Below are 19,858 nucleotides of genomic sequence, written 5' to 3'. Positions count from 1 at the left end.
GTCACGGCCGCACGAGCACCTTGAGCGCCTCGCGCGAGTCCATGAGGCGGTAGCCCTCGGCCGCGTCGTCGAGCGAGACCTCGGCGTCGAAGACGACGCCCGGGTCGATCGTCCCGTCGAGCACGAGCCGGATCGCCTCCTCCAGGTAGGCGCGCACCGGTGCCGGACCACCGTTGAGGGTGATGTTCCGGCCCCAGAGGGACGCGGAGCCGACGGGTGCGTCGGTGTACTGCGGGACGCCGACGCGTGAGATGACGCCGCCCGAGCGGACCACGCCGTACGCCTGCTCGTACGCAGGCATGTGGCCGACGGCCTCGAGGACGACGTGCGTCCCCGCGCCACCCGTCAGCTCACGGACCCGGGCCACCCCGGCCTCGCCGCGCTCCGCGACGACGTCGGTGGCGCCGAAACGCCGGCCCAGGTCGGTGCGGACCTCGTGACGGCCCATGAGGATGATCCGCTCAGCACCCATCTGCTTCGCCGCCAGCACGGCGGAGAGGCCGACCGCGCCGTCGCCGATCACGGTGACGGTCTTGCCGGGGCCGACCTGGCCGACGAACGCGGCGTGGTATCCGGTGAGGTACACGTCCGAGAGCGTCAGCAGAGCGGGCAGGAGAGCCGGGTCCACGTCGGCCGGGAACGGCACGAGCGTGCCCGAGGCCTGCGGGACGCGCAGCAGCTCGGCCTGCGCACCGGAGATGAAGCCGCCGTGGGGGCAGGCGGTGTGGAACCCGTCCGCGCAGATGTCGCAGGTGTTGTCCGAGAACCCGAACGGGACGACGACGTGGTCGCCGACGTCCACGCCGGTCACCGCCGAGCCGATCTGCTCGACGACGCCGATCGCCTCGTGGCCCATCGGGCTGCCCTTCTGCGAGGCGGGCTTCGACCGGTACGGGTGCAGGTCCGAGCCGCAGACGCAGGCCAGGGTCACGCGCACGACGGCGTCGGTCGGCTCCTGGACGGTGGCATCGGGTCGTTCCTCGACGCGGACGTCGCCGGCGCCGTACATGACTGTTGCTCGCAAGGATCTCTCGTCTCTGTCGTGCGGTCTCGGGTGGAGACCGGGGTCGGGCCACGGGGATCGGCCCACCGAACCTCCCTAGCCTGACATCTCCGCGCCCCGAACGGGCGCGACGCGGGTCGCGAGCGTGTCCTCGAGCAACGCCTCGACCCGGTCGGCGAGACGGCAGACGACGACGGCTGCACCCCCGGCCCTCCGGCCGAGCGACCGGGACTCCCGCAGGGCGGTGCGCACCCGGTCGGCCGTCGCGTCGACGGCGCCGGAGGTCAGCAGGGCGGCGCGGATCCGTGCCGCTCCCTCGGTGTCGAGCGAGGGATCGCCGAGCAGCTCCGCGACGCCGGCCCAGGCCCGGTGCCCGGTGGCGAGCCCGATCAGCGTCGTCTGCTTTCCCTCGCGCAGGTCGGAGGGCACGCCGGGGCCGAACGCGCCCGCGACGTCGTCGGTGAGCTGGTACGCGAGCCCGAGCTCGTCGGCGGCCCGACGGAGGGTGAGGAGCACGTCGTCGTCGGCGTCGGCGAGCAGGGCGCCCGCGACGAGCGGCCACGTGAACGTGTACCGCGCGGTCTTGGCGCGCGCGACGACCGTGCGGGCCCGCGGCGACTCGGCGTCCAGCCCGTGCTGGAGCGCGAGGTCGCCGAGCTCGCCGCAGACCGTCTCGCGGACCGTGTCGGCGAGCAGGCGGACGACCGCCGTCCGGCACGCGCCCTCGGGGAGGAGGGCGACCTCGGCCCAGGCTGTGCTGATGGCGAGATCGCCGGCCAGGATGCCCGCACCCTCGGCCCACGCGGCAGCCGCGGCGTCGCCGGCTCCCGCCGAGCGGGCGGTCGCTGCGGTGCGGGCGGCGAGGTTGGGGCGGCCACGCCTCACGACGTCGTGGTCGAGCACGTCGTCCTGGACGAGGAACCCGGCGTGCAGGATCTCGGTGGCAGCGGCGAGAGAGGCGGCGGCGTCGGGGTGCGAGCCGCCGAGGGCCGTGTGGATCTCCACGAGCGTGCTGCCGCGCAGGTGCTTGCCGCCGCGTGCGGTGTCGCCGAGCAGGGCCCACACCTCGTCGACCGCGGGCGAGACGGGGGAGGGGCGGTGGGTGACGAGGGCACGGTCGACGGCCGCGAGGAGCAGGGCGCGTGTCGTGTCCGTCGCGTCGACGGGCTCGGCACGGCTCGCGGGCTGGAGCAGCGTCATGGCGGTCCCTCCGGTCGGCGTCGTCGCCTACCCACGGTAGTGAAGCACGAAACGCAAAAGGTGTATACGACGGAGCAAAAGGGTGCCGACATTTGCTTGACAGAAGGCAGAAGTGGCGTAGCGTGCAGCCATGGTCAATGACGACGATGTCATCAGCCCGACGCCCCGCACGGGCGTCTGGTTCATCGGTGCCCGCGGGTCGGTCGCCACCACCGCCACGGTCGGCGCTCTCGCGCTGCTCCGCGGCCTCGCGCCTACGACCGGCCTGGTCAGCGAGCTGCCACAGGTCGCCCGTGCCGGGCTCCCACCCCTCGACGGGATCGTCGTGGGCGGGCACGACGTCGGCGGAAGCATGGTCGAGCGGGCTGAGGACCTCGCGGCGACGGGTGTGCTCCCGGTGGCGACGGTCGCGGCCGTCCGCGACGACCTCGCCGCCGTGGACGCACGGGTCCGCCCTGGCACGGACGGGGCGGCCGACCGCGCGACGGTCGACCGGCTCGCGGACGACATCCGGACGTTCCGCGCCGAGCACGGCCTCGACCGGGTGGTCGTCGTCGACGTCTCCAGCACAGAGCCGCCCGTCCCGGAGGCCGACGACGTCGCGTCGCTCGCCGAGCTCGACGCCCTGCTGGACGCCGGCGCAGCCCCGGTGCCGGCGTCCTCGCTCTACGCCTACGCCGCGTTCGACGCGGGCTGCCCGCTCGTCGCGTTCACCCCGTCCACCGGCCCCAACACTCCGGCGCTCGTCGAACTGGCGAAGAAGTGCCACGTGCCCTGGGCCGGACGCGACGGGAAGACCGGCGAGACGTTGCTCAAGACGACGCTCGCGCCGATGTTCGCGACGCGCGCGCTCGAGGTCCGGTCCTGGTCCGCCTTCAACATCCTCGGGGGCGGTGACGGCCGCACGCTCGCCGACCCCGCGGCCGCGGCCAGCAAGACCGCGACGAAGGCGATGGCCGTCGAGGCGATCCTCGGGTACCCCGTGGAGGGCCCCGTCCGCATCGACCATGTCGCGGACATGGGCGACTGGAAGACGGCCTGGGACCACGTCACGTTCGAGGGGTTCCTCGGGACCCGCATGCGCATGCAGGTCACGTGGGAGGGGTGCGACTCCGCGCTCGCCGCACCGCTCGTCCTCGACCTGGCCAGGCTGCTCGCCCGCGCGCACGAGCGCGGCGAGGAGGGGGCGGTCGCGGCCCTCGGGTTCTTCTTCAAGGAGCCCCTCGGGTCCACCGAGCACGCGCTCGCCGACCAGTGGACGGCCCTGACGCGCTGGTGCGCGACGCTGGGCGCACACGCGGACGCCCCGTGAGGTGGGCCGACGTCGCCGAGCTCGTCCGGCTGCCCGCGGCGCTGACCGTCCCCGGTGACACTCTGGCCGGGGCCGCCGCCGCCGGATGGCCGTGCGGCGCGCGGACGGCGGCACTGCCCGTGTCCTCGATCGCGCTCTACTGGGCCGGGATGGCTCTGAACGACTGGGCGGACCGGGACCTCGACGCCACCGAGCGGCCCGAGCGCCCCGTCCCCTCCGGCCGGGTCACCCCCGGTCAGGCGCTCGCGACGGCCGGCGTGCTGACCGGCGTCGGCCTGGGTGCCGCTGCCGTCGCCGGACCGCGCGCGCTGGGCGTCGCGGCCTGCCTCGCCGCGGCCGTCTGGACCTACGACGTCGTCGCCAAGCCGACACCCGCAGGTCCCGTCGTCATGGCGTCGACCCGTGCCCTCGACGTGCTTCTCGGCGCGGCCGGCTCCCCACGGGCGCTGCCCGCCGCCGGGGTGGTCGGGGCGCACACCCTGGCCGTGACCGCGCTGGCCCGCGGCGAGGTGCACGGAACGACCCCGACCGTCGCCGGTGCGGCCGTGGCGACGACCGCGGCCGTCGCGGCCGGTGCGGGCGCCCTGGCGGTGCGCGGCCGGCGCGGCCCGACGGCCGTCGTCGCAGGAGCAGCGCTCGCCGTCGTCTACGCCGTGTCCGTGCTTCCGGCGCAGCGCGAGGCCTACGAGTCGCCGGACGCGCAGCGCGCCCGGCGAGCCACGGGCGCGGGGATCCGCGCGATGGTGCCGCTGCAGGCGTCGCTGGTCGCGGGACGCGGTGCGGTCGTCGCCGCTGCGTGCCTCCTCGGTGCCGTGCCGCTGGCACGCCGGGCAGCCCGGGCGGTGAGCTTCACGTGACCACGCTGGCCTACGGCACCAACGGGCTGGCCGACCACCGGCTGCCCGACGCTCTCGCGCTGCTCGCGGAGCTCGGCTACGGAGGCGTCGCCCTGACGCTCGACCACATGCACCTCGATCCGCTCGCGCCCGGACTCGCCGACCGCACCCGGGCGGTCGCGAGCCTCCTGGACCGCCACGGTCTGGAGGTCGTCGTCGAGACCGGCGCCCGGTACCTGCTCGACCCCCGCCGGAAGCACGAACCCACCCTGGTCTCGGACGAGGGCCGCGAGCGCCGGGTGGATCTCCTCAGGACGGCGGTCCGCGTGGCGCAGGACCTGGGTTCACCGGTGGTGCACCTGTGGTCGGGCGTCCTGCCGCCCGGCGTGCCGGTCCGGGTGGGCCGGGAGAGGGTGCTCGCCGGGCTGGAGCAGGTGCTGCCGCTCGCCGAGCGGGCCGGCGTGACCCTGGCCTTCGAGCCGGAGCCCGGCATGGTCGTCGAGCGGGTCGGCGACCTGGTCGAGCTGCGCACGGTGCTCGGTGACCCGGCAGGCCTGCGCCTGACCGTCGACGTCGGTCACCTCACCTGCGTGGAGGACGCGCCGGGACCGGACGTGATCCGTCGCGTGGGCCACCTGATCTCCCACGTGCAGGTCGACGACATGGTCCGTGGGGTGCACGAGCACCTCGAGCTCGGCACCGGAGAGGTCGACCTGCCGGGGGTGCTGCGCGCCCTCGACGACGTGGGCTACGCGGGGCTGGCCGCCGTGGAGCTGCCCCGGCACTCGCACGCGGGCGCGCGGATCGCCGCCGAGAGTGCGACCGCCCTTCGCGCCGCCGCCGAGCAGGCCGGCGTCGCCGTCCGCCCGCCGTCCGTCCGTCCCGCCGACCTGGAGGTCTCTCGATGATCCCGACCCGTACGACGCTCGCTCCGGAGCACGAGGCGCTCCTGGAACCCCAGCTCGAGCAGGTGTCGCTGTCCCCGGAGACCCTCGCCCTGCTGTCCGCGCGTGCGGCCCGGACGGTCGGTCGTGGCCCGACGGCGCACGGCGGGCGCGTGGAGGACGAGGTCCGGGTCAGGCTCCTGCTCGCCGCCACCCGCGACGTCGACGCCGCGACGGCGGCCCGGGTCGCCACCGACCTCTACACGGACGGCGACGCCGACGAGCGCCGGGCCGTACTGCTCGCGCTGCCGGCCCTCGACGTCGGGCCCCGGGGTGTCCCGCTCCTCCTCGACGCGTTGCGCACCAACGACGTCCGGCTCGTCGCCGCCGCGATGGGTGCGTACGCCGCCGAGCACCTCGACGACGAGGCCTGGCGGCACGGTGTGCTCAAGTGCCTGTTCACCGGGGTGCCGACCGACGCCGTCGTGGACCTCGACCGTCGCCGGGACGCCGAGCTCGACCGGATGGTCGACGCCTACGTCCGCGAGCGCGAGGCCGCCGGGCGCGAGATCCCGGATGACGCGCGCTCGCTGCTCGGCGCCCGCTGACCGACCCGCCACCCGACCAGAACCCGGCCACGACGACGTGGCCCCGACCGAGGAGTACCCGTGCGCATCTTCGACCCCCACATCCACATGACGTCCCGGACGACCGACGACTACGAGGCGATGCACGCCGCCGGGGTGCGCGCGGTCGTCGAGCCGGCGTTCTGGCTCGGCCAGCCGCGGACGTCGGTGGGGTCCTTCGTCGACTACTTCGACGCCCTGCTGGGCTGGGAGCGGTTCCGTGCGGCCCAGTTCGGGATCGCCCACCACGCGACGATCGCGCTCAACCCGAAGGAGGCCAACGACCCCCGGTGCCTCCCGGTGCTCGACCTGCTCCCGCGGTACCTGGAGAAGGACGGCGTCGTCGCAGTCGGCGAGGTGGGTTTCGACTCGATGACCGACGCCGAGGAGTCCGTCTTCGTGCGTCAGCTCGAGCTCGCCGGGGAGCACGGACTGCCCGTGCTCGTCCACACGCCTCACCGGGACAAGGCTGCCGGGACCCGTCGGACCCTCGACCTGGTGCGCGACGTCGGGGTGCCACCGGAGATGGTCGTGGTCGACCACCTCAACGAGGTGACGGTCGACATCGTCGACGACGCAGGGTGCTGGGCCGGCTTCTCCGTCTACCCGGACACCAAGATGGACGAGAAGCGCATGGTCGAGATCCTCCGGCGGCGCGGCACGGACCGGGTGCTCGTCAACTCGGCCGCCGACTGGGGGCGTTCGGACCCGCTCAAGACCGCGTACACCGGGGCGGCGATGCTCGCGGGCGGCTTCACCGACGACGACGTCGACCAGGTGCTGTGGCGCAACCCCGTCGCCTTCTACGGTCAGAGCGGGCGCCTCCTGCTCGACGCCGCCGAGCCCGAGGCGCCGGAGTTCGCGGGAAACTCCGTCCAGCGCGGCGAGCGCGCCGTCCCGGCCGCCCGCTGATGAGGTTCCGCCACCCCGACGGCACCGCGGTGCACGTCTCGTACGGGACCAACGTGCACCCGGCGCAGGACGTCGACGGCCTCCTCGACCAGCTCCGCCGCTACGCGGGCCCGGTGCGCCGCCGACTGGGCACCGAACGCCTGGGGCTGGGTCTCTGGCTCCCGGCGAGCGCCGCCGTCGAGCTCGCCGGTGCGCCGGACCGCCTCGCCACCCTCCGAGCCGCACTCGCCGCCGAAGGGCTCGAGGTCGTCACGGTCAACGCCTTCCCGTACGGGAACTTTCACGCCCCGGTGGTCAAGAAGGCCGTCTACCGGCCCGACTGGACCACGGACGAGCGGCTCGACTACACGCTCGCCTGCGCGCGCGTCCTGGCAGATCTTCTCCCCGACGACGTCGCCCGCGGCTCGATCTCCACGCTCCCGTTCGGCTGGCGCGAGCCCTGGGACGACGAGCGGTCGCGTGCGGCGCGGGAGCGGCTGGACCGGCTCTCGTCCGAGCTCGCGGCGCTCCAGGAGGAGACCGGCCGGGAGATCCGGGTCGCCGTCGAGCCGGAGCCCGGCTGCGTCGCCGAGACGGCGCAAGACCTCGTCCGGCAGCTCGACGGCGTCGACCCGCGGTGGATCGGCGCCTGCCTCGACCTCTGCCACGTCGCGACAGAGTTCGAGAACCCGGCCGAGGCGCTCCGTGCGCTCGACGCTGCCGGGCTGCCCGTCGTCAAGACGCAGGTCTCCGCCGCCCTGCACTGTCCCGACCCGCACGACCCGGCGGCGCTCGCGGCACTCGAGGAGTTCGTCGAGGCGCGGTTCCTGCACCAGGTCCGGGAGCAGGGTGCGTCCGGCGTCGTGCGCCGCGACGACCTCCCCGACGCGCTGGGCCGAGTCACGTCGGTCGCCGCGCTGCCCGGTGACGGCCCCTGGCGCGTCCACGTCCACGTCCCGCTGCACGAGCGACCGGAGGCACCGCTCGCCTCGACCACCGACGTCCTGACGGACGCCCTGACGCGTCTGGTCGGCGGGGAGCACCCGGTCGTGGACCACCTGGAGACCGAGACGTACACCTGGTCGGTGCTGCCGGCGCGCCTGCGGCCGGTCGACGACGACGGTCTGGTGGCCGGGATCGCCGCCGAGCTGGACTGGACCCGCTCCCGACTGACCGACCTCGGGCTGGAGGCACTGTGAGCGCGCTGCTCGTCCTCGACGTCGTCGGCATGACGCCGCGGCTGCTGGAGCACATGCCGAACCTGCGCGCCGTCGCGCGGCAGGGGTGGCAGGCGGAGCTCGGCACGGTGCTGCCCGCCGTGACGTGCTCGGCCCAGTCGACCTTCCTCACCGGCACCCTGCCCGCCGAGCACGGCGCCGTCGGGAACGGTTGGTTCTTCCGCGACCTGGGCGAGCCGCTGCTGTGGCGCCAGCACCACCGGCTCGTCGCGGGGGAGAAGGTCTGGGAGACCGTCCGCCGCGAGCGCCCCGACTACCGGGTGGCGAACGTCTGCTGGTGGTACGCGATGGGGTCGAGCGCCGACACGACGATCACGCCGCGGCCCGTCTACCACGCCGACGGTCGCAAGGACCCCGACTGCTGGACGTGGCCCCCGGAGTTGCACGACGAGCTCACGGAGGCCGTGGGCCCGTTCCCGCTCTTCACCTACTGGGGCCCGACGGCCGGCATCGCGTCGTCGCAGTGGATCGTGGACGCCGCCCGGCACGTCATGCCGGAGCACGACATGACGCTCGTCTACGTGCCGCACCTGGACTACGACCTGCAGCGGTACGGCCCCGACGGTCCCGAGGCGGTGGCGGCCGCCCGTGCTGTCGACGACGTCCTGGCGCCGCTGCTCGACGACGCGCGCCGGGCCGGCACCACCGTCGTCGCGCTGAGCGAGTACGGCATCACGCCGGCGCGCCGGCCGGTCGACGTGAACCGCGTGCTGCGCCGGGCCGAGCTCCTGACCGTCCACACCAACGCAACGGGCGAGCTCCTCGACCCCTGGACGTCGCGCGCCTTCGCCGTCGCGGACCACCAGGTCGCGCACGTGTACGTCCACGACCCCGCCGACCTCGAGCTCGTCCGGGACCTCCTCGCCGACGTGGAGGGTGTCGACGAGGTGCTCGACGCCGACGGACGCCGACGCCACGGGCTCGACCACGAGCGTGCCGGCGACCTCGTGCTCGTCGCCGAGCCCGACGCGTGGTTCACCTACTACTACTGGCTCGACGACGCCCGGGCCCCCGACTTCGCGCGGTCCGTCGAGATCCACAAGAAGCCGGGGTACGACCCCGCGGAGCTCTTCTGGGACCCCGCCGACCGCTGGGCCAAGGCGCGGGCCGGGCTGCACGTTCTGCGCAAGAAGCTGGGCCTGCGGTCGACGATGCGGGTCGTGCCGCTCGACCCCGCTCCCGTGCGCGGAACGCACGGCCGGCTCCCGGCCGACCCCGAGGACGGCCCCGTGCTGCTCTGCTCCGTGGCCGAGGACGGTCCCGGGGCGCTCGCGGCGACGGAGGTCCGGGACCTGCTCGTCCGGCTGGCGTCGGAGTGACGAGCCCACAGACTCCTGGTGCGCTTCACCAGGAAGGGACCCCCGCAGGGGGCACCCGCACCACACCGCACAACGACGTGGAGGAATGATGCAGAGCAACACGAAGTTCCGTCGCACCCTCGGCGCGACCGCCGCCGCGGCCGTCCTGGCCGGCACCGTGCTCGCAGGCGCCGGTGCAGCGGCAGCCCCGCCCGGGAAGTCCGGCGAGGGGCGGAGCGTGCCGGCCAGCAAGATCTCGATCCAGCTCTACAGCTACCTGAGCTGGCAGGGGCAGGTCGGCATCGACGGCGTGCTCGCCGAGCTCGACGAGATCGGGTACCGCAACGTCGAGCCGTTCGGGGCCCCGGGCGGGTTCGGGTCGTACGAGGACTACTCCGCGGCCGAGTTCCGGGACGTGCTGAAGGGGTACGGCCTCAAGGCCCCGTCGTCCCACGGCGGGACGTCGGAGGCGACCTTCGAGGCGACGCTCGACGACGCCAAGGACCTCGGGCAGAAGTACGTCGGGTCCGGAGGCTTCGCGGCTCCGGGCATCGGTGGCGGCTACGAGAACGTCCTCGCCACCGCGGAGACGATGAACCGGCTCGGGGAGCGGTCGAAGAAGAACGGCACCGGCAAGTTCTTCGGGCACAACCACCAGTCGGAGTTCACCACGCAGTACGCCGACCCGGTGACGGGCGAGACGAAGAGCGCCTGGGAGATCCTCGTCGAGAACACCGACCCCCGCTGGGTGACCTTCGAGCTCGACACCTTCTGGGCCGCCGACGCCGGCGTCGACGTGGCGGCCCTGCTGGAAGAGCACGGCGACCGCGTCGAGCTCCTGCACATCAAGGACGGCGACCTCAACGGCGATGCGCGCGGGATCCCGGGCGACGTCGGCGAGGGGGACATGGATTGGGCCCCGATCCTGGAGGCCGCGCACGGCAAGGTGAAGCTGTACGTCGTCGAGCGGGACGGAGCTCCCGCCGATGCCGAGTTCGCGCAGGACAGCTTCGACTTCCTGACGTCGTTCACCTACTGACGGCCCGACCGCCCGACGGCCCCGCACGCTCGGTGTGCGGGGCCGTCGTCCCATGGTTCGGCCCATGGCTCGTCGGGCGGGGCTCCGGGCAGCGGATTCACCACCGGCCCCCGGGATCAGGCACTATTGGTGCGGCTGTGAAGACAGCGCAGCCTCTGGATCGTGCAAAAAAGGTGAAGATGAACGACAACAAGACTTTTGGCGGCGTCCGGGTCGACCCGACCCGCGCCCACTGGGAGATGTGGGGCGAGGTGGACGCCGCCGTGCAGAGCGAGGTCGCCCACGTGCTGACCGACCACCTCCTCGAGACCGCCGACGAGCCACTGACCGTGGACCTGAGCGGCGTGACCTTCATCGACTCCGGCGGCCTGCGGCTGCTGTACACCGCTGCGGAGCACAAGCCGACGCCGCCGGTGCTCGTCGGAGCACCCGCGCGAGTCGTCGACCTGCTGCGACTGAGCGGAGTCGATACGCTGTTCATCCTGAACGACTGAGGAGGGGTAGGCGTGGATCAGACGATGACACTCGGCCCGACTCCTGCGGGCTTCCGCGAGTTGCGCTCGTGGCCGCTCCTGAGCGTCGACGACCTTGCCGTCGTCCGCCAGGATCTGGCGTCGACGCTGCCGCAGAGTCCCGGAGCCAGTCTGGAAGAGGTACCGGAGTCCGTGGTGCTCGTGGTCAGCGAGCTCGCGACCAACGCGCTGCGGCACGGCGGGGGCCCGGTCTCCGTCCATCTGTCCGAGCGGAGCGGTGAGGTGCTCGTCGACGTCGTCGACCGTGCGCCCGACGTCGCGCCGCAGTTCGTCGACGGGCGACCCGTCGGTGGTGGCGGGTTCGGTCTCCGGCTCGCCGCGCGGCTCGCCGACCAGCTCGGCTGGTACGCGACGGACACCGGCAAGCACGTCTGGGCACAGTTCAGCGTGTCCTCCAAGATGCCGAGTCTTTCCGCCTAGCTCCCTCACCCGTCGGAGCACGTGGGCCTACGACCTGTCGACGTCGACCTCGATGATCTGGTCGTCCTCCGGTCGCGGCGTCCCGCGTCCGTCCGTGTTGTTCGTCAGCACCCAGAGCTCGCCGTCGGGCGTCACGACGGCGTCGCGGAGCCGACCCTCGTCGTCGACGACCACGTTCGACGTTGCGGGGCCGTCCACCGGGACGGCGCGCAGCACCTCGCCGCCGAGGTTTGCGACGTAGAGCGTCCCGTCGAGGTGCGCCATCCCGGACGGGCTGGCCTCCCCGGGCTCCCACTGCTGGACCGGGTCGACGAAGCCCTCGACGTCGGCGATCCCCTCGACGTCGGGCCAGCCGTAGTTCGCGCCCGCCGTGACGACGTTGAGTTCGTCCCACGTGTTCTGGCCGAACTCCGTGGCGAACATCGTGCCGTCGTCGGACCAGGCCAGCCCCTGGACGTTGCGGTGCCCCAGGCTGTACACCAACGAGCCGGGGACGGGGTTGTCCTCCGGGGCGTCGCCGTCGGGTGTCATGCGCAGGATCTTGCCCGCCAGGGACGCCGGGTCCTGGGCGCGCTCCGGCTCGCCGGCGTCGCCCGTGGTGGCGTAGAGCATCCCGTCGGGGCCGACCGCGAGGCGCCCGCCGTTGTGGTTCGACGCCGCGGGGATCTCGGCGACGAGCGTGGTCCGTTCACCCAGGGCCAGTGCGCCGGGATCCCCGGTCAGGGGGTAGCGCTGGATGCGGTTGCCGTCCGCGGCCGTCGAGTAGACGTAGAGGTTCCGCTCCGCGTCCACCGCGAGTCCGAGCAGGCCTCCCTCGCCGCCGTGCACGACGCCGTCGACCGTCACGACGGTCCGGGCTCCGCCCTCCGTCACCTCGAGGATGCGCCCGCTGTCCCGCTCGCTGACGAGGGCGACGTCGTCGACGAACGTGACGGACCACGGAGCCTGCAGGCCGGTCGCCGCACCCGTGGCCGTCCCGTCCGGCGTGGCGGTCTCGTCCGACGTGGTCGTGGTGCACGCCGTGAGCGGGCCGAGTACGAGGAACGCCGCGAGTCCGAGCCGCGCCGACGTCCGTCGTCGGGTCTCTGTCCGCATGCGTCCTCCTGATCGCGGGGCCGTCCGCCCACGATAGGTGGCTCGCGCCGGTACCGCAGTCGGCGGGCGAGCGGCGGGGCGGCCGGGCGGTCAGTGCCGCCGCAGCACCAGCACCGTGGCGTCGTCGTCCGACTCGGGGTCGCGCACGGTCGCCACGAGACGATCGGGGTCGACGGAGTGCTCGGCCGCGCTGCGGAGGCGCTCGAGCGCCTCGACGATCGACTCGTCGCGATGCTCGACGAGTCCGTCGCTGAAGAGGACGAGGGAGCCACCGGGCGGCACCTGTGCGGTGGCGACCGCCTCGACCCGGAGGCCGACGCCGAGCGGCGGAGCGCCGAGGATCTCGCCGACGAACGCGCCGTCGGTGCCGACCATCACGGGCGGCGGGTGCCCGGCCGTGACGTACTCGACCTCGCCCGTGGACGGGTCGAGGACGGCGACCACGAGGGTCGCGACCTGGCCGGGCAGGGTGGTGCGCAGCAGGTGGTCGACCTGCGAGACGGCCTGGACGGCGGAGCTGCCGGTGACGAGCAGCGCGCGCAAGGCGTTGCGGAGCTGGCCCATCGTGGCCGCCGCGGGCAGGCCGTGACCCGTCACGTCTCCGACGACGGCGGCCAGGCGGCCGTCGCCGAGCGGCAGGGCGTCGTACCAGTCGCCGCCGGCATGCCCGCCGCCGGACGGTTCGTAGACCGCCTCCAGCGACCACCCCTCGACGTCGGGCAGCGACGTGGGGAGCAGGCTCTGCTGCAGTGTCGACGCGGCCCGGATGTCGCGCCGACCGCGCATCAGCAGGCCCTCGGCCACGTAGGAGCGCAGCGACGTCGCGACGTCGACCTGGTCGTCGGTCCACGGCTCGCTCTTGTCCCGGACCACCTCGCGCCAGCGGGCGAACGACTTGCGGGGCGAGAGGCGGACGGAGTCGCCCTCGCTGCGCGCGATGGCCTTGTTCCGCGGGTCGCCGCCCCAGTCCACGCTCTGCACGACCTCCTCGCGCAGCCAGACCGCGACCGCGTCGCCCGGGACCAGGAGGGCCAGGAGTCCTGCGGACCCGGGGACGAGCTCGGCGAGCTCGGGGTGGTCCTGCTTCAGGTGGTGCGTGACCAGGACCTCGACGCCGAGATCGGCGATGCGTCGACCGAGGGCCGTGCACGTCGCGTCGTCGGGCGTGGTGCCCAGGCTGGCCAGGCGGCCCTCGGCGATGACGAAGGCCCCGTCGGCGGGGATCAGGTCGAGGAGGCCGGGGGCTCCGGTGAGGGCCGCGGTGAGGGGGAGGTCGTCGTCGCGCGTGGCCGAGACGAGGTCCGCGAGCACACCCGCGGACCGTCGGGCCGCCGACGCGCGGTCGTCCTCGGCCTGCCTGACGAGCCGGGCGGAGAGGGTCGATCCCAGGAACTCCGCGGCGGCACGTGCCGCGTACGGCGGTGCGTGTGTGCCGGAGTAGTGGTGGCACGCGATCAGGCCCCAGAGCCGACCGTCCCGCAGGAGCGAGATCGACATCGAGGCGCCGACACCCATGTTCTGCAGGTACTCGACGTGGATGGGCGAGACGCTGCGAAGGTTGCCGTACGTCAGATCGAGCGGCCGGCCCGTGACCGGGTCGTCCGTCGGGACGATCTCGGACGGGACGTAGTCGATGTCCGAGATCAGCCGGATCCAGTTCTTCTCGTACAGCGCGCGTGCCTGCGGCGGGATGTCCGACGCCGGGTAGTGCAGTCCGAGGAACGGGTTGAGGTCGTCCCGTCTGGCCTCGGCCACGACCTCGCCGTTGTAGTCGGCGTCGAAGTGGTAGAGCATCACCCGGTCGAACCCGGTCAGCTCGCGGACCCGCCGCACCGCGACGTCGTAGAGCTCCGCCAGGGACGTCGCCCGGTCGAGCTCGGCGAGCGCGTCGCGCACCGGCTCGAACGTGGAGCGATAGGTCAGCTCGGGAGGGCTGGAGAACGGTTCGACCTCGACGACGAGGACCGGTGGTCGTCCGTCGGTCTCGGTGTCCGGTGCGTGGTGCAGGACCACCTCGAACCTCCGTGAGCTACCCCGGACGACGATGTCGACGTCGACGGGGTTGCGCAGCCGGGGGTTCTCGACGCGGGCGACGTGGTCGAGGATCGTGGTGGCAGCGTCCGTGCCGATCGCACTCGCGAGCGTGCCGCCGACGACGTCGCGGACGTCGACACCGAGTACCTCGGCGGTGCTCTCGGAGGCCTGCGTGACGACGCCGTCGTCCGTGCGCAGGGCCAGGAGGGCACCACGCGGCTGGACGCGGCCCGGGATGTGGATCGGCTCGCGGGCGCAGTTGTCGAGGTCGACGATCTCGTCCGGGGCAAGGAATCCCTGCTCGGTCACGCGTCCCTCCTGCCTGGTTCGTCCCGTCGTGCAGGTGCCAGGATACGGGTGCGAGGCGCTCCCTGCGTCAGGAGGGGTGCGGCAGCGCGACCGGGTGTTCCCGCGGGCGGTTCAGAGGTTGCGCGACCCGAGCCACGGCTCCAGGAGGTCGGGCTCGCCCAGCCAGGCAGCGCCGCCGTCGGCCATCTCCATGCCGGTGGTCAGGGCCTCGCCGAACGCGTCGAGAATCCGGTCCCGCGTGTGCCGTGACTCCGCCCGTTCACCGGCCCCGACGACGAGGATGCGGGTCACCGGGCTGCGGTTTCCCGCGACCTCGGCCCAGGACCCGAGGTCGGCGACGCAGAGCGCCCCGCCGGCACCGTCCCACAGGCAGATCGAGTCGGGTCGGTCGGGGACGTGGAAGACCCCTCGGCTGCGGACGGGGCCCGTGCCCAGGTGCTCGATGTGGGCGAGCAGGCGCTCGGGGTGGAAGGGGCGGTCGGAGCTCAGGAGGAGGCTCCAGCTGCGGTCCCGCGGGTCGGCGCCCGTGCGGTGCGGGTTGCGCGCCCCGAGCGGGTGGGCGCGGCGTTCCGCGGCGACGGTGTCGTGCCGGCAGGAGCTGAGGTCGTCGACGCCGAGCTCGTGCAGCCCGCGCAGGCGGCGGCTGTCCCGGGCGCGGAGTCGGTCCGCGAGCCCCGCACCGGTCGGGTTGTCGCCCGTCGTCACCACCACGTCGACCTGCTCGAGCTGGGCGGCGAGCGCCTCGCCGAGCGGGCGATCGTCGTCGGGGGTGAGGGCAAGGCGTCGCTCGCCGACGAGATCGTCGCCGAGGAGGTCGTCCTCGAGAGTGTCGAGGTCGACGACGGCGACCGTCGCGCTGAGGCGCAGTCCCTCGAGCTCTCCGCCGGGCCGGGTGTGCGTGGCCAGCGCTCGTGATGCGGGAAGGGGCTCGGCCGTGACGGGCGGCGCGAGGACCAGGGCCTCCCAGCGGCCGGTCTCGGCGAGACGCGCGAGAGTCGGGACCGCGTCCTCGCGGACGCTGCAGGAGACACAGGCGTGCTCGAGCTCGGCCGTGACGTCCTCGACCACCCCGGTGGCGTCGACGACGACGCGTCGGAGTGTGTGTCCGTCGGCGCCGAGGTCGTGGCGGACGACGGCGACGTCGGAGGAGCCGAGCGTCAGGGCCGCGGCGGCGGTCTCGCGGAGCACAGGATCGACGGCGACGAGGACGCTGAGCGAGACGGTGGACGGGTGGGGCTGCACAGGACCTCCTGGTTGAGAATGATTCTCGTTTCTGTAACACTCTACCTCGAAATGAGAACGCCTCTCAATCATCGCCCGTCGCGGGCGGAAAGGAAGGTCATGTCCGCCCGTTGACAGGTACTCGGCACCGTCCCCGGGTTCGGCCACTCGATCTCGCACTCCCACGTGCGGACCAAGCGCCGCTTCGACCCGAACATCCAGAAGAAGAGGTACTGGGTGCCCATGCTCGGCCGCACGGTGACGCTGCGGGTCAGCACCCGCGGGATCAAGACGATCGACCGGGACGGGATCGACGTCGTCGTCGCCCGGATCCGTGCCCGAGGGGAGAAGGTCTGATGGCCTCCCGGACCGAGCTCCGCCCGATCATCCGGCTCGTCTCCACCGCCGGGACGGGCTTCACCTACGTCACGCGCAAGAACCGGCGCACCACCCCCGACCGCATGGTGCTGCGCAAGTACGACCCCGTCGTACGCCGGCACGTCGACTTCAAGGAGTCCCGCTGATGGCCAAGACCTCCAAGATCACCGCCGACGAGCGCCGCCGCCAGCTCGTCGCTCGCTACGCCGAGCGTCGCGCAGAGCTCAAGCGCGTCGTCTCCGCCCCGACGAGCACGCCGGAGGAGCGGCACGCCGCCGTCGTCGAGCTGCAGCGCCAGCCCCGCGACGCGAGCCGGACGCGCGTCCGCAACCGCGACGTCGTCGACGGTCGCCCGCGCGGGTACGTCGGCGCGTTCGGCCTCTCGCGCATCCGTCTGCGGGAGATGGCCCACCGCGGCGAGCTGCCCGGCGTGACCAAGTCCAGCTGGTAGACCCGAGGAGAACGGCATGAAGAAGAGCATCCACCCCGAGTACGGACCCGTCGTCTTCCGCGACGCGAGCGCCGGCGTCGCGTTCCTGACGCGGTCGACGCTCGCCGGGCGAACGGCGTCCGGTCCGGACCGTCCGCTCGCCACGGTCGAGTGGGAGGACGGGCGCACGTACCCCGTCGTCGACGTCGACGTGTCCAGCGCCAGCCACCCCTTCTGGACCGGCGCGAACCGTGTCGTCGACACCGCCGGCCGGGTCGAGAAGTTCCACCGCCGGTACGGGACCGGCCCCGCGACGTCGGGCGCGGCCCGGTGAAGGTCCGCGCGTCCCTGCGCTCTCTGAAGAACAAGCCCGGCGCGAAGGTCGTGCGGCGCCGGGGCAAGACCTACGTCATCAACAGGCAGAACCCGCGCTGGAAGGCGCGGCAGGGCTGAGGAGGCCGACACCATGGCAGTTCCCAAGCGCAAGAAGTCCCGGTCGCGGACCCGGAGCCGACGGGCGCAGTGGAGGGCAGACGTCCCCGCGCTCGTCCCGGTGAGCGTTGACGGGGAGCGGGTGCTCGTCCCGCCGCACCTCGTCCGCGCCGTCACGGACGGCATGATCGACCTGCGCTGACGACGACGGTGGCGGTCCGGGGCGGTCAGACGTCCCGGATCGTCAGGGTGACGTGCGCCGTCGCCCCCTCGTCGAGCTCCTCGGCGGTCCGGACGGCCTTCTTCAGGGGCAGGAGGTAGCAACCGCGGGCGCTGTCCGGGAAGAGCGACGTCTCCCAGCGGGAGGCTCCGACCTCGACGCGGACCCGGACGGACCCGAACCCCTTCGGCGGCAGCGGGAGCGAGCGGATCGCGTCCGTCACGTCCTCGGGAACGGTGGCGAAGTACCAGGCCTGGTCCGGCTTCCACCGGAAGACCTCGGACGCGAACGTGAAGTGCACCATGCCGCGACGCTAGTGCGTCGACGTCGGCGGTGCCTCTTTGCCCTCGACCGTCGTCCGGTCCGTCGCGGAGCCCTGGCCAGGGTCCCTCTCCCCGTCGTCCTCGCGACGCCCCAGCGAGAGGGTCGCGAGAAGACCGAGGACGAGGAACCCCGCCGCGGCCCACGCCGAGTACTGGGTGCCCCGCGTCAGGGACTCGCGGGCGTCGTCGGCGACGTCGGCCGTCGCCGGGTCGGCCGCGAGTCCGGCGATCGCCCCGCCGGAGCTGTCGACGACGGCGCTGACCACCTCGTCCCGTTGTGCCGCCGGCACGCCCTGGTCGGCGAGGCGTGCGTCGAGGTCCGCGGAGGTCCCGGCGAACAGCACCGTCCCGAGGATCGCGATTCCGAGCGCCGAGCCGATCTGTCGCGACGTCGACTGGGTCCCCGAGGCGGCGCCCGACTCCTCCACCGGGACGTCCTGCAGGACGACACCGGTCAGCTGCGCGGTCGCGAGACCGACACCGAACCCGTACACGAAGAGGAACGGCACCACGGTCGTCCACGTGGACTCGGGCGTGATCGCGAACCCCAGTCCGCCGACACCGACGATCTCTGCCGCGATGCCGACCCGGACGGTCGCCACCGCGCCGATCCGCTGCGTCAGAGCCTGGGCCGCGCCGCTCGCCACGAACGACCCGCCCGCGAGCGCGACGAGCACCCAGCCGGTCTGCAGCGCGTCGTAGCCGAGCACGTTCTGCAGCCAGATCGGCAGGGAGAGCAGGAGGCCGAACTCGCCGAGCGAGACCACGAGCGCCGCCACGTTGCCGTTGCGGAACGACGTGATGGTGAAGAGCTCGAACGGGATCAGGGTCGGCAGGCCGCGGGCCTCGCGCCGTCGTCCACGACGCACGAACGCCGCGGCCGAGAGCACCGAGACGGCCAGCGAGACCGGCACGGGGGAGAGGGCGAACGGCCACCAGTCGGCGGCTCCGTCGAGCGTCGTCCACCAGCCGAGGGAGCGCCCCTCGATGAGGCCGAAGACCAGCGTGCCGAACGTCACGACAGACAGCGCGGCCGAGACCAGGTCGGTGCGTCGCGCGCCCTCGGACCGGGACTCGTCGACCCACAGGAGCGCACCGACGACCATGAGCACCGCGATCGGCGGGTTGATGCCGAACGCCCAGCGCCAGGAGAACGAGTCCGTGAGCCAACCGCCGAGCAGCGGGCCGAGGGCCGCCATCCCGCCGATCGTCGATCCCCAGACGGCAAAGGCGATGCCGCGCTCGCGGCCGCGGAACGTCGCGTTGATGATCGACAGCGTCGTCGGCAGGATCATCGCGCCGCCGAGTCCCTGCAGGAGTCGGGCGCCGATCAGCGCCGCACCGCTGGGCGCGAGCGCCGCGAGCAGCGAGGCGGCGGCGAAGGTGACGATCCCGATCAGCATCGTGCGACGTCGGCCCCACCGGTCGGCGGCGACGCCGAACACGAGCAGGAGCGACGCGAAGACGAGCGTGTACGACTCCTGGACCCACTGGACCTGGGTCGAGTCGATGCCGAGGTCGGCGACGATCGAGGGGATCGCGACGTTGACGATGGTCGCGTCGACGATGATGAGCGAGACCGCGACGGACACCACGGCGAGGGCGAGCCACCGCCGTCGGTCGCCACCGCGTGCCGGTGAAGACGTCATGACTTCACCGTACGCGATGACGACACCGCGTCAGTTCGCCTGCGCGGTGACGGGCGTCACGCCCAGCTGCTCGATCAGGGCGAGGACGCGGCCGCGGATCTCGTCGCGGATCGGGCGGACGGCCTCGATCCCCTGACCGGCCGGGTCCTCGAGCGCCCAGTCCTCGTAGCGCTTGCCGGGGAAGACGGGGCAGACGTCGCCGCAGCCCATGGTGATGACGGCGTCGGACGCCTGGACGGCGTCGGTGGTCAGCACCTTCGGCTGCTCGTCACGGATGTCGATGCCGACCTCCAGCATCGCCTCGACGGCGGTCGGGTTGATCTGGTCGGCGGGCATGGAGCCTGCGGAGCGTACCTCGACGGCGCCGCCGGAGAGCGCGCGGAGGAAGCCCGCGGCCATCTGGGAGCGGCCGGCGTTGTGGACGCAGACGAAGAGTGCGGACGGTCGGTTCTGGGCGTTCGCGGTCATGTGTGTTCTCCGTGGGGTC

Annotated in this window: 23 protein-coding genes and 1 pseudogene; 16 read left to right on the top strand and 8 right to left on the bottom strand. The window is 73.2% G+C overall.

Features of this window, described 5'->3' with window-relative positions:
• Nucleotide 1: 1 nt before the first annotated feature.
• Both BLU20_RS01280 and BLU20_RS01275 read right to left on the bottom strand, forming a co-directional pair.
• On the bottom strand, nucleotides 2-1,024 hold the full coding sequence (locus tag BLU20_RS01280; protein WP_197675401.1) for a zinc-binding dehydrogenase: 1,023 nt from the start codon (nucleotides 1,022-1,024) through the stop codon (nucleotides 2-4).
• Between the two features lie 75 nt (nucleotides 1,025-1,099).
• On the bottom strand, nucleotides 1,100-2,203 hold the full coding sequence (locus tag BLU20_RS01275) for a polyprenyl synthetase family protein (RefSeq protein ID WP_083371284.1): 1,104 nt from the start codon (nucleotides 2,201-2,203) through the stop codon (nucleotides 1,100-1,102).
• 130 nt (nucleotides 2,204-2,333) lie between these two features.
• On the opposite strand from BLU20_RS01275, the gene BLU20_RS01270 reads away from it, so the two are divergent.
• The 10 genes from BLU20_RS01270 (at nucleotide 2,334) to BLU20_RS01225 (ending at nucleotide 11,280) form a co-directional block, all read left to right on the top strand.
• Complete coding sequence (locus BLU20_RS01270) at nucleotides 2,334-3,515, top strand: inositol-3-phosphate synthase (RefSeq protein ID WP_157270226.1); 1,182 nt, start codon at nucleotides 2,334-2,336, stop codon at nucleotides 3,513-3,515.
• Complete coding sequence (locus tag BLU20_RS01265) at nucleotides 3,512-4,372, top strand: SCO3242 family prenyltransferase (RefSeq protein ID WP_083371283.1); 861 nt, start codon at nucleotides 3,512-3,514, stop codon at nucleotides 4,370-4,372. Before BLU20_RS01270 ends, BLU20_RS01265 begins: the two co-directional genes overlap by 4 nt.
• The gene (locus tag BLU20_RS01260; protein ID WP_083371282.1) at nucleotides 4,369-5,259 is read left to right on the top strand and encodes a sugar phosphate isomerase/epimerase family protein; all 891 of its coding nucleotides are present in this window, start codon (nucleotides 4,369-4,371) and stop codon (nucleotides 5,257-5,259) included. Before BLU20_RS01265 ends, BLU20_RS01260 begins: the two co-directional genes overlap by 4 nt.
• The gene (locus tag BLU20_RS01255; RefSeq protein ID WP_083371281.1) at nucleotides 5,256-5,843 is read left to right on the top strand and encodes an EboA domain-containing protein; all 588 of its coding nucleotides are present in this window, start codon (nucleotides 5,256-5,258) and stop codon (nucleotides 5,841-5,843) included. Before BLU20_RS01260 ends, BLU20_RS01255 begins: the two co-directional genes overlap by 4 nt.
• Nucleotides 5,844-5,903: 60 nt before the next feature.
• Entirely contained in the window at nucleotides 5,904-6,773 is an 870-nt protein-coding gene (locus BLU20_RS01250) for a TatD family hydrolase (RefSeq protein ID WP_083371280.1), read from the top strand.
• Entirely contained in the window at nucleotides 6,773-7,951 is a 1,179-nt protein-coding gene (eboE, locus tag BLU20_RS01245; protein WP_083371279.1) for a metabolite traffic protein EboE, read from the top strand. Before BLU20_RS01250 ends, eboE begins: the two co-directional genes overlap by 1 nt.
• A complete protein-coding gene (locus tag BLU20_RS01240; protein ID WP_157270224.1) occupies nucleotides 7,948-9,309 on the top strand; it encodes a nucleotide pyrophosphatase/phosphodiesterase family protein in 1,362 nt (453 codons plus the stop codon). Before eboE ends, BLU20_RS01240 begins: the two co-directional genes overlap by 4 nt.
• A gap of 88 nt (nucleotides 9,310-9,397) precedes the next feature.
• On the top strand, nucleotides 9,398-10,327 hold the full coding sequence (locus tag BLU20_RS01235; RefSeq protein WP_172828971.1) for a sugar phosphate isomerase/epimerase family protein: 930 nt from the start codon (nucleotides 9,398-9,400) through the stop codon (nucleotides 10,325-10,327).
• A 179-nt stretch (nucleotides 10,328-10,506) separates the two neighbouring features.
• Nucleotides 10,507-10,821 carry an STAS domain-containing protein gene (locus BLU20_RS01230; RefSeq protein ID WP_029251686.1) on the top strand — a complete coding sequence of 105 codons (315 nt, stop codon included), beginning with the start codon at nucleotides 10,507-10,509 and terminating at the stop codon, nucleotides 10,819-10,821.
• A 12-nt stretch (nucleotides 10,822-10,833) separates the two neighbouring features.
• Nucleotides 10,834-11,280, top strand: a complete 447-nt coding sequence (locus tag BLU20_RS01225) for an ATP-binding protein (RefSeq protein WP_052366726.1) — start codon at nucleotides 10,834-10,836, stop codon at nucleotides 11,278-11,280.
• A 27-nt stretch (nucleotides 11,281-11,307) separates the two neighbouring features.
• Here the strand turns inward: BLU20_RS01225 and BLU20_RS01220 are convergent, their stop codons facing one another.
• The 3 genes from BLU20_RS01220 to BLU20_RS01210 all read right to left on the bottom strand — a co-directional run bounded on the left by BLU20_RS01220 (nucleotide 11,308) and on the right by BLU20_RS01210 (nucleotide 15,960).
• A complete protein-coding gene (locus tag BLU20_RS01220; protein WP_083371277.1) occupies nucleotides 11,308-12,375 on the bottom strand; it encodes a PQQ-dependent sugar dehydrogenase in 1,068 nt (355 codons plus the stop codon).
• 90 nt (nucleotides 12,376-12,465) lie between these two features.
• Nucleotides 12,466-14,718: a SpoIIE family protein phosphatase gene (locus BLU20_RS01215; RefSeq protein ID WP_083371276.1), complete on the bottom strand. Its 2,253-nt coding sequence runs from the start codon at nucleotides 14,716-14,718 to the stop codon at nucleotides 12,466-12,468.
• Between the two features lie 111 nt (nucleotides 14,719-14,829).
• On the bottom strand, nucleotides 14,830-15,960 hold the full coding sequence (locus BLU20_RS01210; RefSeq protein ID WP_231959251.1) for a GTP-binding protein: 1,131 nt from the start codon (nucleotides 15,958-15,960) through the stop codon (nucleotides 14,830-14,832).
• A gap of 114 nt (nucleotides 15,961-16,074) precedes the next feature.
• Here BLU20_RS01210 and rpmB point away from each other — a divergent pair.
• From rpmB to rpmF, 6 genes and pseudogenes are all read left to right on the top strand, one after another.
• Nucleotides 16,075-16,296, top strand: a pseudogene (rpmB, locus tag BLU20_RS01205) (50S ribosomal protein L28); the annotation flags it as partial.
• A complete protein-coding gene (gene rpmG / locus BLU20_RS01200) occupies nucleotides 16,296-16,463 on the top strand; it encodes a 50S ribosomal protein L33 (protein ID WP_029251692.1) in 168 nt (55 codons plus the stop codon). The pseudogene rpmB and the gene rpmG, both read left to right, overlap by 1 nt.
• Entirely contained in the window at nucleotides 16,463-16,768 is a 306-nt protein-coding gene (gene rpsN, locus BLU20_RS01195; RefSeq protein WP_083371274.1) for a 30S ribosomal protein S14, read from the top strand. Before rpmG ends, rpsN begins: the two co-directional genes overlap by 1 nt.
• 16 nt (nucleotides 16,769-16,784) lie before the next feature.
• On the top strand, nucleotides 16,785-17,081 hold the full coding sequence (locus tag BLU20_RS01190) for a type B 50S ribosomal protein L31 (RefSeq protein ID WP_029251694.1): 297 nt from the start codon (nucleotides 16,785-16,787) through the stop codon (nucleotides 17,079-17,081).
• Nucleotides 17,078-17,200, top strand: coding sequence for a type B 50S ribosomal protein L36 (ykgO, locus tag BLU20_RS01185; protein WP_029251695.1), 123 nt, complete (start codon nucleotides 17,078-17,080; stop codon nucleotides 17,198-17,200). Before BLU20_RS01190 ends, ykgO begins: the two co-directional genes overlap by 4 nt.
• Before the next feature lie 13 nt (nucleotides 17,201-17,213).
• Nucleotides 17,214-17,381, top strand: a complete 168-nt coding sequence (gene rpmF, locus BLU20_RS01180; RefSeq protein ID WP_083371273.1) for a 50S ribosomal protein L32 — start codon at nucleotides 17,214-17,216, stop codon at nucleotides 17,379-17,381.
• Between the two features lie 25 nt (nucleotides 17,382-17,406).
• Here the strand turns inward: rpmF and BLU20_RS01175 are convergent, their stop codons facing one another.
• Genes BLU20_RS01175 through BLU20_RS01165 form a run of 3 tightly spaced genes read right to left on the bottom strand, consistent with a single transcriptional unit; the run spans nucleotide 17,407 to nucleotide 19,839 of the window.
• Nucleotides 17,407-17,703 (bottom strand): DUF1905 domain-containing protein, encoded by a 297-nt coding sequence (locus tag BLU20_RS01175; RefSeq protein WP_157270222.1) that lies wholly within the window; start codon nucleotides 17,701-17,703, stop codon nucleotides 17,407-17,409.
• Between the two features lie 9 nt (nucleotides 17,704-17,712).
• Nucleotides 17,713-19,371: an MFS transporter gene (locus tag BLU20_RS01170; protein ID WP_083371272.1), complete on the bottom strand. Its 1,659-nt coding sequence runs from the start codon at nucleotides 19,369-19,371 to the stop codon at nucleotides 17,713-17,715.
• 30 nt (nucleotides 19,372-19,401) lie between these two features.
• On the bottom strand, nucleotides 19,402-19,839 hold the full coding sequence (locus BLU20_RS01165; RefSeq protein WP_029251698.1) for an arsenate reductase ArsC: 438 nt from the start codon (nucleotides 19,837-19,839) through the stop codon (nucleotides 19,402-19,404).
• Between the last annotated feature and the right edge of the window lie 19 nt (nucleotides 19,840-19,858).

It is taken from the genome of Paraoerskovia marina, from assembly GCF_900105445.1.
GTDB classification, from domain to species: Bacteria; Actinomycetota; Actinomycetes; order Actinomycetales; family Cellulomonadaceae; genus Paraoerskovia; species Paraoerskovia marina.
Note: the sequence above shows the minus strand (reverse complement) of the source record. Positions and strands in the feature narration are given on the sequence as shown.

Bases quoted from the DNA above. Each gene is read 5' to 3' on its own strand.
- BLU20_RS01275 (WP_083371284.1), bottom strand. From the start codon at position 2,203: ATGACGCTGCTCCAGCCCGCGAGCCGTGCCGAGCCCGTCGACGCGACG.
- BLU20_RS01270 (WP_157270226.1), top strand. From the start codon at position 2,334: ATGGTCAATGACGACGATGTCATCAGCCCGACGCCCCGCACGGGCGTC.
- BLU20_RS01255 (WP_083371281.1), top strand. From the start codon at position 5,256: ATGATCCCGACCCGTACGACGCTCGCTCCGGAGCACGAGGCGCTCCTG.
- eboE (WP_083371279.1), top strand. From the start codon at position 6,773: ATGAGGTTCCGCCACCCCGACGGCACCGCGGTGCACGTCTCGTACGGG.
- BLU20_RS01235 (WP_172828971.1), top strand. From the start codon at position 9,398: ATGCAGAGCAACACGAAGTTCCGTCGCACCCTCGGCGCGACCGCCGCC.
- BLU20_RS01230 (WP_029251686.1), top strand. From the start codon at position 10,507: ATGAACGACAACAAGACTTTTGGCGGCGTCCGGGTCGACCCGACCCGC.
- BLU20_RS01220 (WP_083371277.1), bottom strand. From the start codon at position 12,375: ATGCGGACAGAGACCCGACGACGGACGTCGGCGCGGCTCGGACTCGCG.
- rpmG (WP_029251692.1), top strand. From the start codon at position 16,296: ATGGCCTCCCGGACCGAGCTCCGCCCGATCATCCGGCTCGTCTCCACC.
- rpsN (WP_083371274.1), top strand. From the start codon at position 16,463: ATGGCCAAGACCTCCAAGATCACCGCCGACGAGCGCCGCCGCCAGCTC.
- BLU20_RS01190 (WP_029251694.1), top strand. From the start codon at position 16,785: ATGAAGAAGAGCATCCACCCCGAGTACGGACCCGTCGTCTTCCGCGAC.
- rpmF (WP_083371273.1), top strand. From the start codon at position 17,214: ATGGCAGTTCCCAAGCGCAAGAAGTCCCGGTCGCGGACCCGGAGCCGA.
- BLU20_RS01175 (WP_157270222.1), bottom strand. From the start codon at position 17,703: ATGGTGCACTTCACGTTCGCGTCCGAGGTCTTCCGGTGGAAGCCGGAC.
- BLU20_RS01170 (WP_083371272.1), bottom strand. From the start codon at position 19,371: ATGACGTCTTCACCGGCACGCGGTGGCGACCGACGGCGGTGGCTCGCC.
- BLU20_RS01165 (WP_029251698.1), bottom strand. From the start codon at position 19,839: ATGACCGCGAACGCCCAGAACCGACCGTCCGCACTCTTCGTCTGCGTC.